This is a genomic window from Prevotella histicola, from assembly GCF_055385135.1.
Map to the genome: position 1 here is coordinate 343,758 of NZ_AP043793.1, position 13,496 is coordinate 357,253.

At 37.0% G+C, this 13,496-nt stretch carries 10 protein-coding genes; 6 read left to right on the forward strand and 4 right to left on the reverse strand.

The annotated features are described in order from the left end of the window. Positions 1–22: 22 nt before the first annotated feature. Together ACZ48L_RS01455 and mtgA are read right to left on the reverse strand one after the other, a co-directional pair. Positions 23–2,578: an ATP-dependent helicase gene (locus tag ACZ48L_RS01455; protein WP_025790468.1), complete on the reverse strand. Its 2,556-nt coding sequence runs from the start codon at positions 2,576–2,578 to the stop codon at positions 23–25. 59 nt (positions 2,579–2,637) lie between these two features. Further along, the gene (mtgA, locus tag ACZ48L_RS01460; RefSeq protein WP_025790467.1) at positions 2,638–3,327 is read right to left on the reverse strand and encodes a monofunctional biosynthetic peptidoglycan transglycosylase; all 690 of its coding nucleotides are present in this window, start codon (positions 3,325–3,327) and stop codon (positions 2,638–2,640) included. 1,314 nt (positions 3,328–4,641) lie between these two features. On the opposite strand from mtgA, the gene ACZ48L_RS01465 reads away from it, so the two are divergent. From ACZ48L_RS01465 to ACZ48L_RS01480, 4 genes are read left to right on the forward strand one after another with little or no spacing between them, the layout of a single operon-like run. Then, complete coding sequence (locus ACZ48L_RS01465; protein WP_025790465.1) at positions 4,642–6,360, forward strand: glutamine--tRNA ligase/YqeY domain fusion protein; 1,719 nt, start codon at positions 4,642–4,644, stop codon at positions 6,358–6,360. Between the two features lie 12 nt (positions 6,361–6,372). Beyond that, the gene (locus ACZ48L_RS01470; RefSeq protein ID WP_025790464.1) at positions 6,373–7,566 is read left to right on the forward strand and encodes a tetratricopeptide repeat protein; all 1,194 of its coding nucleotides are present in this window, start codon (positions 6,373–6,375) and stop codon (positions 7,564–7,566) included. 38 nt (positions 7,567–7,604) lie between these two features. Continuing rightward, positions 7,605–8,237, forward strand: a complete 633-nt coding sequence (locus ACZ48L_RS01475; RefSeq protein WP_025790463.1) for a DedA family protein — start codon at positions 7,605–7,607, stop codon at positions 8,235–8,237. A 55-nt stretch (positions 8,238–8,292) separates the two neighbouring features. Beyond that, complete coding sequence (locus ACZ48L_RS01480) at positions 8,293–8,979, forward strand: sigma-70 family RNA polymerase sigma factor (protein ID WP_025790461.1); 687 nt, start codon at positions 8,293–8,295, stop codon at positions 8,977–8,979. Positions 8,980–9,069: 90 nt separating this feature from the next. Here the strand turns inward: ACZ48L_RS01480 and ACZ48L_RS01485 are convergent, their stop codons facing one another. Both ACZ48L_RS01485 and ACZ48L_RS01490 read right to left on the reverse strand, forming a co-directional pair. Continuing rightward, positions 9,070–10,017 (reverse strand): esterase-like activity of phytase family protein, encoded by a 948-nt coding sequence (locus ACZ48L_RS01485; RefSeq protein WP_025790459.1) that lies wholly within the window; start codon positions 10,015–10,017, stop codon positions 9,070–9,072. A 172-nt stretch (positions 10,018–10,189) separates the two neighbouring features. Then, complete coding sequence (locus ACZ48L_RS01490) at positions 10,190–11,254, reverse strand: mannose-1-phosphate guanylyltransferase (RefSeq protein WP_025790458.1); 1,065 nt, start codon at positions 11,252–11,254, stop codon at positions 10,190–10,192. A 458-nt stretch (positions 11,255–11,712) separates the two neighbouring features. On the opposite strand from ACZ48L_RS01490, the gene ACZ48L_RS01495 reads away from it, so the two are divergent. Both ACZ48L_RS01495 and ACZ48L_RS01500 read left to right on the forward strand, forming a co-directional pair. Then, positions 11,713–12,189: an energy transducer TonB gene (locus tag ACZ48L_RS01495; protein WP_008822467.1), complete on the forward strand. Its 477-nt coding sequence runs from the start codon at positions 11,713–11,715 to the stop codon at positions 12,187–12,189. Between the two features lie 119 nt (positions 12,190–12,308). Beyond that, on the forward strand, positions 12,309–13,472 hold the full coding sequence (locus ACZ48L_RS01500) for an AIR synthase-related protein (RefSeq protein ID WP_025790456.1): 1,164 nt from the start codon (positions 12,309–12,311) through the stop codon (positions 13,470–13,472). Positions 13,473–13,496 lie beyond the last annotated feature (24 nt).

Below are 13,496 nucleotides of genomic sequence, written 5' to 3' on the forward strand. Positions count from 1 at the left end.
AATTGCAATGACACCAATAATATCACCCTATCACTTTGAATTTCGCAAATTTTAATAAGAGTTGCTTTTGACCAGCATTTCTAAATGCAACTGTTGCTTTTGCATTCTCCCCAGATCCTTCAAGAGCTAAGACTTCTCCGATACCGAAACGTTGATGTTCTATCGTATTTCCAACTTTTAGATTTGTAGTAATACTAGTTGGTGAAGAATTAGTAGGAAATGCCCGTCCCCCATTAGTCATTGCAGAAGAAATCCGTTTGAAGTTACCTCCTTCGGTTAAAAGTTTATGTTTTGTACGTTCAGAAAGAGGATCTATAGCGAATTCAGGACGTTTACGCTCAGTAATCTTTGGCTTCGGGTCTGCTCGGAATTGACTTGCTACAGGATTAGAATTTTGCCACCGAGATCCCATTTTGCGATATTCCTGCCCCCAAAGATGACTTCCTGTATAAGCCTTATTTGGCTCATAATCTCGAAAATTATCGTTAGATAAATCATTCCATCTACTCGTTGTATTTTGAATATCATTATCAACATCACGGTCTCTACTCCAAGGGACTTTACTAAACTCTGTTGACGAGTTATTGATATATCCTTTATCTAAAAGTAATAGAGAAGGATCTATATCTCTCAAAAAACGGCTAGGATTATCAAACTGCATACTACCATAACGAAAACGGCTTTTTGCATTCGTCAAAATACAGTGGCGTTTAGCACGTGTTATAGCAACATAAAGAAGTCGGCGCTCCTCTTCAATACCCCTTTTAGAGTCAGAAGACATAGGACTTGGAAAAATATTTTCTTCCAATCCTACAACAAAAACTGTAGGAAATTCCAGACCTTTCGCTGCATGAATTGTCATCAATGTAACTTTGGGCACATCATCATCTACTTTATCTGCGTCTGTATAAAGTACAACTTCCTGAAGGTAGTCTGTTAAAAAGATATTTTCTTCTCTGCCTTCTTCCTTTCCTGTTTCAACGAAGTCCTGTATCGACGACAAGAACTCTTCTAAATTTTCACGACGTACAAGATCTTCTGGATCACTGCCGGTTTGAATCTCAGCCATCATCCCACTTAAGTCTATTATCTCCCGACCTAATTGAAAAGCATCAACCGTTGTGACTTTCTTGATAAAACCTGTAATTAGAGAACAGAAATCAAAGAGTTTTGTCATCGTACCCTTATTAACATTCAAACCATACTGCGTAGGGTTAATTATGATCTGCCATAAAGAAACGTTATTTTCTTGTGCACAATCAATAATTTTTTGTATAGTAGTACTGCCAATACCCCGCGTAGGATAATTTATAATACGACGAAAAGCCTCTTCATCATTTGGGTTTGACACCAATCTAAAGTAAGCTATGATATCTTTTATTTCTTTACGCTGGTAGAACGATAATCCACCTATTATCTTATATGGAATCCCCTGCTTACGAAACTCATCCTCAAAAGGGCGACTCTGTGCATTCGTTCGATACAAAATTGCAAAACTTGAAAAGTCACATTTATCGTTTCGTTTAATGCGAAGTATATCTTTTGCAACAACCATAGCCTCCTCTTTGTCGCTGTAGCAAGGTTTATAAAGAACCTTATCCCCTTCATCCTCTTTTGAGTACACATCTTTTGGGATCTGTCGTTCATTATGTTTCATCAGAGAATTAGCAGCTTCTACTATTAATTGTGTTGATCGGTAATTTCGTTCTAACTTAAAAGTACGTGCATCCTCAAACTTATTTTTAAAATCAAGAATATTATCAATATTTGCACCACGAAAAGAATAAATACTTTGATAATCATCTCCTACAACACATATGCGGTGATGTAATTCTGCCAACTGGCTAATAATACTTACCTGCGCATAGTTTGTATCCTGGTACTCATCTACAAAAATATACTCAAACAACTGTGCATATTTCTCCTTCACCTCTTTATGATCTCGGAAAAGGGTGTAGGTATAAAGAAGAATATCATCAAAATCCATTGCATTTGCTTGGCGACATCTCTCTTCATAGGCCTTATAAATCATATGAATAGCAGGCATTCTGATGCTCCTATCACGTTCTATAGCAGAACGATCTTCGGCATATTCAGAAGCAGTAATAAGATGATTCTTTGCCATGGAGATTATGTTGTGAACCGATGCTGGTTTATACACCTTCTCCTCAAGCCCTAATACTTTTATAATATTTTTTAAAAGTGAGCGCGAATCGGCTTCATCATAAATAGTAAAATTACTACCAAAACCAATAAGCTCTCCTTCCCGGCGCAATATACGTGCAAAGATTGAGTGGAAAGTTCCCATATACAACCGTCTTGCATCAGATGATGACGTTATCATAGCTATACGCTCTTTCATCTCGCGAGCTGCTTTATTGGTAAAAGTAAGTGCAAGAATATTCCAAGGTTTTAAACCTTTATTGAGTAGATAAGCTATTTTATATGTTAGTACACGTGTCTTTCCTGATCCTGCACCTGCAACAACTAACGAAGGTCCTGTACAATATTCTACAGCTTCCCGCTGGCTATCATTTAATGCGGCAAGAATCTCTTTTTCTTTCTCTTGATCTGTCATATAACTACTCATGTTGGATGATAATATCCTTTTTATATTACTATAGAAGGGAAGTCCTATTAATGTTCTTCAGGGAAAGCTGGTATAAACGTCATTTGATGTTCAATCTGACCAATGCGTTTCCTCATATAAGGGCCAGGATTTTTTGAGGAAAATCGGCGTGGATTAGGTAATGTTGCTGCTATGAGTGCACAGTCTCGACGACTAAGTTGTTGTGCATCCATTCCAAAATTCTGTTCCGCACAGGCTTGAACACCATATATACCATCCCCCATCTCAATAGAATTCAGATATACCTCCATGATTCGTTGTTTACTCCACATCAGCTCTATAAGAAAGGTAAAGTAAGTTTCAAGTCCCTTTCTTACCCATGAACGTCCCTGCCATAGAAATACATTTTTTGCAGTTTGCTGGGAGATTGTAGAACCGCCACGAAGTTTTTTCCCTCTTTTTAAATGATCTTCTGCTGCTTGTTCTATTGCTTGATAGTCAAATCCGTGATGAATGAGGAAGCGCTGATCCTCACTTGCCATAACAGCTACAGGCATTGACTTTGGCATTTCATCCAAAGGTATCCACTTGTGGTACAGTTTTATATGTTCTCCCTTCCCTATTTGTTCAAAACAACGAGAGATCATCAATGGTGTAAAATAAACTGGGATAAAGCGATAAACAACAACAGCCAATATTGTTGAAATAAAGGTCAATGCAACAACCCATCGAAAAATACGAAGTATCTTTTTAATCATATTGTTTGATAATACTAAACATAATCTGCACGTCGTCTGTATATTAGCCTCATAGGCTCTGAACATAACGTTTGCAAAGTTAATAAAATATTGCTTGAAAAACAAAAGAAATGCCCGACGCTTCACAGCGACAGGCATTCAATCTCAATAGGTATTAGTCCTTTAAGGTAAAAAGATTGTATTCAGGATAACGATTGCAAAGATAAAATATTTATTTCTGCCTTGCAAGCTTTCATCAAACTTTTTTTTCACAACAAAACATTTTTTTTGTTTTTTCGTCCAATATCAAATTGTTCATTTACCAATAAAGCTATAGAATAAATAATAACACCGATAAATTGATATATATCATGTAAAAACCGAAACATGGTAAATAATTCTCAAAAACGTCTCATAAACTCCCAAACCTGAGGATTTTCACACATACGATATACATTATAGCGCATTAATTTAGTGAGTAGCTTACGAATTCATTATACTCGAAAGGAATGAAGAACGAGCAAAAGTTCATTTCTATCTAACAACTTCAACAAAATAGTTTTAAGATTCATCAATATTACTTGCAACAGCTTAAGGCCATTATAGCAGGTACTATATTAGACAAAATAATTCTTTGCTACAGTCCAAAGAATGGTAGGTAAAACTTACGAGTAATAATTTACAAATAAAGAACGAGCAACTATCCAATAGCACATATAAACGTATTGAAAATGACTCTGTAAAATAAAGATTATCAAGTGATTACAAACAGCATGGCAAAAGATGCTCTTTTATGATGCAAAAGGGCACCTTTTACCATGTAAAAGGGCATCTTTTACTGTGCAATATATGCCCTTTTACTATTCAAAAAAGCATCATCTAAAAACCAATTGTGAAAAAACATGACATCATTCCTAACTTATCATCTCCAAATTTATACTTGGTAACAATGTAAATTGAGTACTCCCAACTATTTTCTCAGTCTAAAGTTTGCAGATTATAAAGGATGAAAAAGGAATTAGAGAGGATTTAAACTGTCTTGCTTCATTCTAATCTGCATGAATAATTATGCTGAAATGGGACAAGTATAGTTGGCTTTTACTTATAGAACTATCGACTCTAATATAATTTAATCTCAGGATATTACTTCAGAAGGCTCTTATATATTTCATAGCCTGACAATTATTATAAGCCATATAAATTTCTACTTATTAACTGTCACCGACAAAGTCTATTCTAGGTTATTCATGTCAGGAGTTACGTAATAATGTTCTAAAGATTGCTATAAACAAGAAAAAATAAGTATCTTTGCAGCATAATAACAAACAAAATAATATGACGTCAATAGAGAATAACACCAATGAGGAAAAGCGCAGCTTGAGCTTCGTAGAACAACTGGTAGAAGAAGACCTTGCGGAAGGTAAAAATGGAGGAAGAATCCAAACACGTTTCCCGCCAGAACCTAACGGTTATCTTCATATTGGTCATGCAAAAGCTATCTGCATGGACTTTGGTGTCGCTGAACATTATAACGGCGTATGTAATCTACGCTTTGATGACACGAATCCTAGTAAGGAGAATACAGAGTATGTTGAGAATATCCTACATGATATTAGTTGGTTGGGATTCAAATGGGGTAACATCTACTATGCTAGTGACTATTTCGAAAAATTGTGGGAATTCGCAATATGGATGATCAAGAAAGGGTTAGCATATGTTGATGAACAGACATCGGAAGAAATTGCAAAACAAAAAGGTACACCTACAACAGCTGGTATTCCTTCACCTTATCGTGATCGCCCTATAGAAGAAAACCTCACACTATTCGAGAATATGAACACAGCCGAGACTGTAGAAGGAAGTATGGTCCTGCGTGCAAAGCTTGACATGTCAAATCCAAACATGCACTTCCGTGATCCAATCATGTATCGAATCATCCAGATTCCTCATCATCGCACGGGAACAAAGTGGCACTGCTACCCAATGTACGACTTTGCACATGGACAAAGTGATTACTTTGAAGGAGTAACACATTCTATTTGTACACTTGAATTTGTACCTCATCGTCCTTTATATGATAAATTCATAGACTTCCTTAAAGAATCTGATGGTACATCAGACAACCTAAGTGACAATCGCCCACGACAGATTGAATTCAATCGTTTGAATCTCACTTATACCGTAATGTCTAAACGTAAGCTGCACACACTTGTAGACGAACACCTTGTAAATGGATGGGACGATCCACGTATGCCAACTCTTTGTGGTATGCGTCGCCGTGGTTATTCTCCTGAATCTATCCGCAACTTTATTGATTCTATCGGTTATACAAAATTTGATGCACTTAATGATGTTGCTCTATTGGAGGCTGCTGTACGTGAAGATCTTAATAAAAAAGCAACCCGTGTTAGTGCTGTTCTCGATCCTGTTAAACTTGTCATCACAAACTATCCAGAAGATAAGACTGAAGAGATGGAAGCTATTAACAATCCTGAAAACGAAGCTGATGGCTCACATACTATCACTTTCTCAAAGTATTTATGGATTGAACGGGCTGATTTTATGGAGGATGCACCTAAGAAATTCTTCCGAATGACTCCAGGAAAAGAAGTTAGATTAAAAAATGCATATATTGTTAACTGCACCGGATGTACTAAGGATGATGAAGGTAATATCATAGAGATACAGGCAGAATATGATCCTGATAGCAAGAGTGGTATGCCAGGATCAGACCGTAAAGTAAAAGGGACACTACATTGGGTTAGTGTTAATCACAGTATAAAGGCAGAAGTTCGTGAATATGATAGATTGTTTAATGTAGAAAATCCATCAGCAGACGAACGCGACTTCCGTGAATTACTGAATCCTGAGAGTATGAAAGTACACAAGAACTGTTATGTAGAAAAATTCCTTTCAGAGAAACAACCTGGTGATTATCTACAATTCCAGCGTACCGGATATTTCATACTTGACCCTGATACGACTGCAGATCATCTTGTCTTCAACAAGACTGTAGGCCTAAAGGATACTTGGGCAAAAAAAATTAAGGCGTAAATACGGATTATATTGGATATATATTATCATAGTGAGAAGTTCAAGCAGCTACTTCGCAAATACGAAGAACTGCAAGAAAACAACATCAGCGAGATTCCTTGTGCAGAGGATCTCACTGATGTTGCTGAGTATTTCCACATGCTGGGGGAGGAGGAAAAAGCTTTAGAAGTGGCTGACTATGCGACAAGAATGTATCCGTCTGCAGTATCTCCATTGGCTTTTAAGGCTAGAATGGCTTTACTTGTAGATAATAATCCTCAAAAGGCAGATGAAATTGCAGAGTCAATTATAGATAAGAATGACGTAGATTTCTTATATCTAAAAGCGGAGATTATGATCGCTTCTAGTAGACCAGATGATGCTGATAAATATCTTCAAGCTTGTTATGATGAAATAATCGATTCTGAAGCCCAGGAAGAATTTATCCTTGATGTTGCAGCATTATTCTCCGATTATGAGGAAATCATATATGCTGAGAAATGGTTAAATCAATCTACTAAGACTGAAGATAAAGACTATAAGGAGCTAAAAGCACAGATTTTGAAAAGTCATGGTAATTATGTTGAGAGTGAAACTATCCTCAATGAATTACTTGATGCAGATCCATACTTTGGTCCATATTGGAATCAGCTGGCACAAAGTCAATTCCTCCGTAATGACATCCAAGATTCCATTATATCCAGTGAGTACTCAATAGCTATCAATCCAAATGATGAGGAAGCAGTCTTAAACAAGGCAAACGGGCTTTTTACACTTGGTAATTACGATGAAGCGCTTAAGTATTATGAACGTTATAAGAAACTATGTCATTATGCAGATGTTAGCATAATTGATGTTACTATTGGACATATCTATCTAATGAAAGGGAAAGCATTAGAAGCTCAGGAGCACTATAAGAAAGCTTTAGCTGAGTCAAAAGATAAGCCTCTCACACTTATTCATATAGGAATTTCTGCATTTGATAATGGATATGTGGAATACGCCTACCGGATCTTTAGCAATTTACTATCTGATACAAGTGCGGACTGGGATATAGGATATGCTTATTTAGCTCGCTGTTGTTATGAACTTAAAAAGAAGAAAGAATTTAAAAAGTATCTTTTAATTGCTATAGAACGAAATCCTGAGGAATGTTTGGAGGTCTTATCAGACCTCTATCCACAAGGAACTGATCCTAAAAATTACATTTCTTCCATCAGGATTTAATATCAATAATTACCTATAATTAAAGAATAATATTCAATATGAACTTTATAACAGCTCTTCTCTCACAACTTAATTATGGTACAATCTTCCTATTAATGCTCTTAGAAAGTACTGTTATACCAGTCCCTTCAGAGCTTGTGGTTGCACCAGCCGCCTATCATGCTGCAGGAGGAAACCTTAATATGTGGCTTGTTATTCTCTTTGCAACTCTAGGAGCTGACTGTGGTGCTACAATAAATTACCTTGCAGGGTGGTATCTTGGGCGGCCTATTATTTATAAATTTGCTAATAGCAAATGGGGACACATGTGCCTCTTAAACCAGGAAAAAGTTGAGAAAAGCGAAAAATACTTTGATGATCATGGCTTAGTAGCTACCATTACAGGTCGATTACTTTCTGGTATACGCCATCTTATTTCTATACCTGCAGGATTAGCAAAGATGAATTACTGGAAATTCTTACTTTACACGACTATAGGTGCAGGGGCATGGCACAGTATCCTTGCTCTCATGGGACATTACTTACATACTTTTGTTCCTGAAGACCAGCTTCATGATAAAATCATGGAGTATGGAGAATATATTAAGATCGGGCTTATCTTGTTAGTAATATTAGCAGGAACTTACTTTGGAATAAGGTGGTACATCAAGAAGAAAGGTAATAGCAAGTAAGAAAATTACACTGTATAATGCCCAATATACAAATAACTTCTAAAGATTTTATATCATGACTTTAAATGAGAAATATTTTAAAGAAATCATTAAAGAACAACCTCTATCTGACGAAGAAGAGCGTACTTTAGCTGCAAAAATAAAGATTGGAGATGCAAAAGCATTAGAAAAATTGACAAAAAGCAACCTTAAGTTTGTCATATCATTAGCACATCAGTATAGAAATCGTGGCGTAGAAGAGGATGATCTCATAAGTGAAGGAAATATAGGAATGATGCATGCGGCCCAAAAGTTTGATGGAACCAAAGGGATTCGCTTCGTTATCTTCGCAGCTCCTTACATTCGTGCTGCAATGGAAGAAGCTATTAAGGAACAATCTGCACTATATAAGCTCCCTAAAACAGAGAAAAATAAAGTTGAACAGATACGCTCTCGAGCTATATCTATTGATCAACCAGTCCCCGTAGGTAGTAATAATAACTTTACCTTGAAGCATGTTTTAGAGAACGAGAATGCACCACATGCAGATGAACATCTCAATACAGAGATTCTCAATGCAGAGATTATGATTGGGATGGATGTTCTTGATGAGCGTGAAAAGCAGGTAATCACACTTATATATGGGCTTACAGGCTCCCCTTACACAATGGCAGAAATTGCTTATCATATGGGGCTTAAGCGAGAGCGAGTTCGCCAGATTCGTGATAAAGCATTGCGTAAACTACATAAAAGAATGAAGTAGAAAACAACTACTATAGGTAGAAGTATCTAAGTTTAGAGGTTTGTAGGTATTGTTTGTCTCAAATCTACTTAAATACATCTACCTTTTATTTTATTTAGGAGAGATGACTATAGTCTTAAACCAATCTTGGAGTATACCTTTATATTGGTCCTGGCTATCAGCACAGAGAATAATTACTTGATTACCGTCTACAAGTTTGGGGCCAAGACACATCCCTTCGTAATTGGCTAGATCTTGCCTGAATAATGATAAAGAGGTTTTCCATTCTACAATAAGGTGTTTCTTCATGTAAGGAGGTGTAGATGGTAAAGGCAAATCCATATGAATTGGTTCTTCTGTAGAAGGGTCTACTGCATAGATTTTATTAATAACATAGGATCCAATCTTTCCTGGTTTTACAGCAAACTCACGTTCCAAAATAAGCAGTTTTGCGTTATCTAATGCCACAATCGCAGGAACTCCCATAGCAAAAACTGAAGCTGACGCATGGCTTTTAGGTGTATCCATCAGATAAATATACTGTTCCATTGGCTGTAAAGAGTCATTAAAACTTTGTATCCTCAACTTATTCCTTACGCTATTCTTCGAATCAGCCTGCTTACCATCTCCCTTTAATGTACTCTCAGAGGTCGACCAAAAACGATGTGTCATTTTATTATATGTCAGTGCTTCAAAACCGTATTGTGTTGTAGCATCATTAAAAACAGGAGGAATTAATAATTCTCTCCCCGTAAGCTGTCCTACCAAACTATATTCCATGATTTTATTATCACTCTCACGGGAAATAAAAACTGTACTATCTTTCGGGAAGAAAGCTATATCTTCCTCATCATGATTCTTAACTCCCGAAGATCGAAAGCCTTCTGTTCTAATATTAATAATATCACCATTGATGGAGTCAATCTGGATTCTGAATATAAAGAATCCACTTTGAGGAGCTTTATCAGACACTATAGCGTATCGTTCACCTCCTAGCCAGGTTAATCCGCTATAATTTCCCTTCGGTACATCTTTTTGAAAACTGTGCTGTGAATTCATACGTATAAGAGTCTGCCCAAAGATGGATAACGAATGAAATATGATCAAAAGAAAGAATAATCTTCTATACATTGTGTTGACTGTGTACAAAAAAATAAAGAGGTTAAGAAAGAGATTCTCCAAATATCAATATTACTACCTCTTTCTTAACCTCTTTTTATTTAAAACAATACTACTCTCCCGAGAACTGCTTTATACGTTGCTCTTCAGAAAGCTTACATATAAGTAAAGTATCATCCTTCTCTGCTACAATATAACCATCCAACCCTTGGACAACAACTTTACGTTCCTCTGTAGTATGAATAATACAATTCTTACTATCAAACAGTTGAATATTTTCTCCTATAACGGCATTACCATAAAGATCATGTGGTGTTTGTGCTAGTAGGGATCCCCATGTACCTAAGTCACTCCAACCAAAGTCAGCTGGACAAACAAATATTTCCTCAGCTTTTTCCATGATAGCATAATCTACTGATATATTATCACATTCTGGATAGACCTCATCTATCACACGTTGTTCATCAGCTGTACCAAGTATATCCATGATATTCTCGAAAATACGTGCCACTCCAGGCTGATAAATACGAAAAGCATTGACTATTGTAGATGCACTCCAGATAAAGATTCCAGCATTCCAAAAGAAATTACTTTGTTTCGTATATTGAATAGCTGTAGCCAAATCAGGCTTTTCACGAAACTGATCTACACGGAAGATTTCTTTGTTTCGGGCAGAGGCTGTAGACAAATCAGCCTGTATGTAGCCATATCCTGTTTCTGGACGTGTCGGCTTCATACCAAGAGTAACAATAGCATCCGTCTCTGCTGTAAACTTTAGGCAGTTTGTTACAACACGACGGAATTCTTCTGGATTCGTCACAATATGGTCACTCGGTGAGACAACGATATTAGCCTTGGGATTCTCTTTTTTAATACGCCAACTGACGTAAGCAATACAAGGGGCAGTATTACGCCTACAAGGCTCACTGAGAATATGGTCAACAGGGATATCTGGCAACTGTTCTTGTACAACACTAACATATTTCTCATTCGTTACTACCCATACATTGCATGGAGGAATAACGCCAGAAAAACGCTCATTGGTAAGTTGAATCAAAGTCTTACCAACTCCAAGTACATCAATAAACTGTTTGGGGCGATCAGCTGTACTCATTGGCCAAAACCTACTACCCACGCCTCCTGCCATTATAACAAGATGATTATCCGTTTGTGCCATAGTCTTATTGTAAATGATTATAGCTGCAAATATACAAAATAAAAAATATAAAAGCAAACGTTTCTTTAATAAGTTAGAGCTCCCTCTTAACCAACCAGCTCTTGGTATCTACTGCTTTTACAGGTTACACTAAGGTAAAAGCAAGGTGACAGAGATTTAGTCTTTGTGTCAAGAAAACTATATTGATAATGTGTTTACCAACATCACCACTTGTGCTGCCCATCATCACTACTCGTGTCAGGCATTAGCACAACATGTGTTGATTATCAGCTCCAATCCAACTAAACATAGTCTGATTTATAATAACTTACCACAATAACTATAAAAGATGAATTATTATATCAGAACAATACTGAGACCGTCTGATAGCCTTTTGTTAAGTATCAAAAAACTCTTCTAATACAATACGTAATCAACAAATATTCACTACCTTTGTAAGCGAAATAAAAATAATAATAATGAAAAGATTATTCTTTATGTTCTTATTTTTAGGAACCATAACAATGAATAGTTTGGCTCAGGAAGAGAAACCTATAAAATATGAAACAAAAAACTTTTCCTTACCAGACAAGATGCCATTGTACCCTGGAGGTGATGGAGCATTAAGAGCTTTCTTATCTTTGAACTTACATTATCCTGAAAAGGCACAAGCTTTTGGTGTAGAAGGTAGAAGTCTCATGAAGTTCTGTGTTTCTAGCGATGGTAGTATCAAAGACATATCGGCGGTAGATTGTAAAATAACTAATTATAATAGAACCGAATTCAACAAACTCCCATTAAGTAAACAAGAAAGTTTGAAGAAAGAATGTGCCAAGGCCTTTGCCAAAGAGGCTGCACGTGTCATTCGCTTAATGCCTAAATGGGAGCCAGCAGAATTGAATGGAAAAAAGATGAATGTATATTATTCTTTGCCTTTCACCTTTAAATTGCGATAATTTTACATTCTTCTGTCCATCTCCTGTGGTTGGATAACGGAACTTCAGATTCCACATAAGGAGTAAAAGTAATAACTTACTTTAAATCATTTGATAATCCAATAAACCCCACAAAGAATATGAATAATCGATATATGTTGCGCGGCGTCAGTGCTGCAAAGGAAGATGTGCACAACGCCATCAAGAACATTGATAAGGGTCTTTATCCGCAGGCTTTCTGCAAAATCATCCCAGATATTCTTGGAGGTGACCCAGAGTATTGTAATATTATGCATGCTGATGGAGCTGGAACAAAGTCTTCTCTAGCTTACATGTACTGGAAAGAAACTGGAGATCTAAGTGTATGGCGCGGTATTGCACAGGATGCAATTGTCATGAATACAGATGATCTACTCTGTGTGGGTGCAGTCGATAATATCCTTGTTAGTTCAACTATTGGCCGTAATAAGATGCTCGTACCAGGTGAGGTTATTTCGGCTATCATTAACGGAACCGATGAGTTACTTGCTGATATGCGTGATATGGGGATAGGAATATATCCCACTGGTGGAGAAACTGCTGATGTAGGTGACCTTGTTCGTACAATCGTCGTAGATTCTACTGTCACTTGTCGTATGCGTCGTAAGGATGTTATCGATAATGCGAATATTCGTCCTGGTGATGTCATTGTTGGTCTTTCATCAACTGGACAAGCAACCTATGAAACACGATATAATGGTGGTATGGGCAGCAATGGATTAACTTCCGCACGTCATGATGTCTTTGCCAAATACCTAGCAGAGAATTATCCAGAGAGTTACGACCATGCAGTGCCAGAGGATTTAGTTTATAGTGGTAAGTACAAACTGACTGATTCTGTTGAGGGAAGCCTTGTCAATGCTGGTGAGCTTGTACTCTCTCCTACTCGCACATACGCTCCTGTTATTAAGCGATTACTTGATGAATTACGCGCAGAAGTACATGGCATGGTGCATTGTACAGGTGGTGCCCAGACTAAAGTCCTACACTTTGTCGGTGATAACTGTTGTGTAATCAAGGATAACATGTTCCCAGTTCCCCCACTCTTCCGTGCTATTAAAGACTGTAGCGGTACTGATTGGAAGGAGATGTATCAGGTATTTAATATGGGGCATCGCATGGAAATTTATGTTCGTCCAGAAGTTGCAGAACAAGTTATAGCCATCAGTAAGGAGTTTAACATTGATGCACAGGTTGTTGGACACATTGAAGAAGGAAACCGTAGCTTGATTATTAAGAGTGAGTTTGGCACATTTGAATACTAATATTAGGAGTTAAAGAAATAAAAG

Coding starts and splice junctions, on each gene's coding strand:
- ACZ48L_RS01455 (WP_025790468.1), bottom strand. CDS start 2,578: ATGACAGATCAAGAGAAAGAAAAAGAGATTCTTGCCGCATTAAATGAT.
- ACZ48L_RS01495 (WP_008822467.1), top strand. CDS start 11,713: ATGAAAAGATTATTCTTTATGTTCTTATTTTTAGGAACCATAACAATG.
- ACZ48L_RS01465 (WP_025790465.1), top strand. CDS start 4,642: ATGACGTCAATAGAGAATAACACCAATGAGGAAAAGCGCAGCTTGAGC.
- ACZ48L_RS01480 (WP_025790461.1), top strand. CDS start 8,293: ATGACTTTAAATGAGAAATATTTTAAAGAAATCATTAAAGAACAACCT.
- ACZ48L_RS01485 (WP_025790459.1), bottom strand. CDS start 10,017: ATGAATTCACAGCACAGTTTTCAAAAAGATGTACCGAAGGGAAATTAT.
- ACZ48L_RS01490 (WP_025790458.1), bottom strand. CDS start 11,254: ATGGCACAAACGGATAATCATCTTGTTATAATGGCAGGAGGCGTGGGT.
- ACZ48L_RS01500 (WP_025790456.1), top strand. CDS start 12,309: ATGAATAATCGATATATGTTGCGCGGCGTCAGTGCTGCAAAGGAAGAT.
- mtgA (WP_025790467.1), bottom strand. CDS start 3,327: ATGATTAAAAAGATACTTCGTATTTTTCGATGGGTTGTTGCATTGACC.
- ACZ48L_RS01475 (WP_025790463.1), top strand. CDS start 7,605: ATGAACTTTATAACAGCTCTTCTCTCACAACTTAATTATGGTACAATC.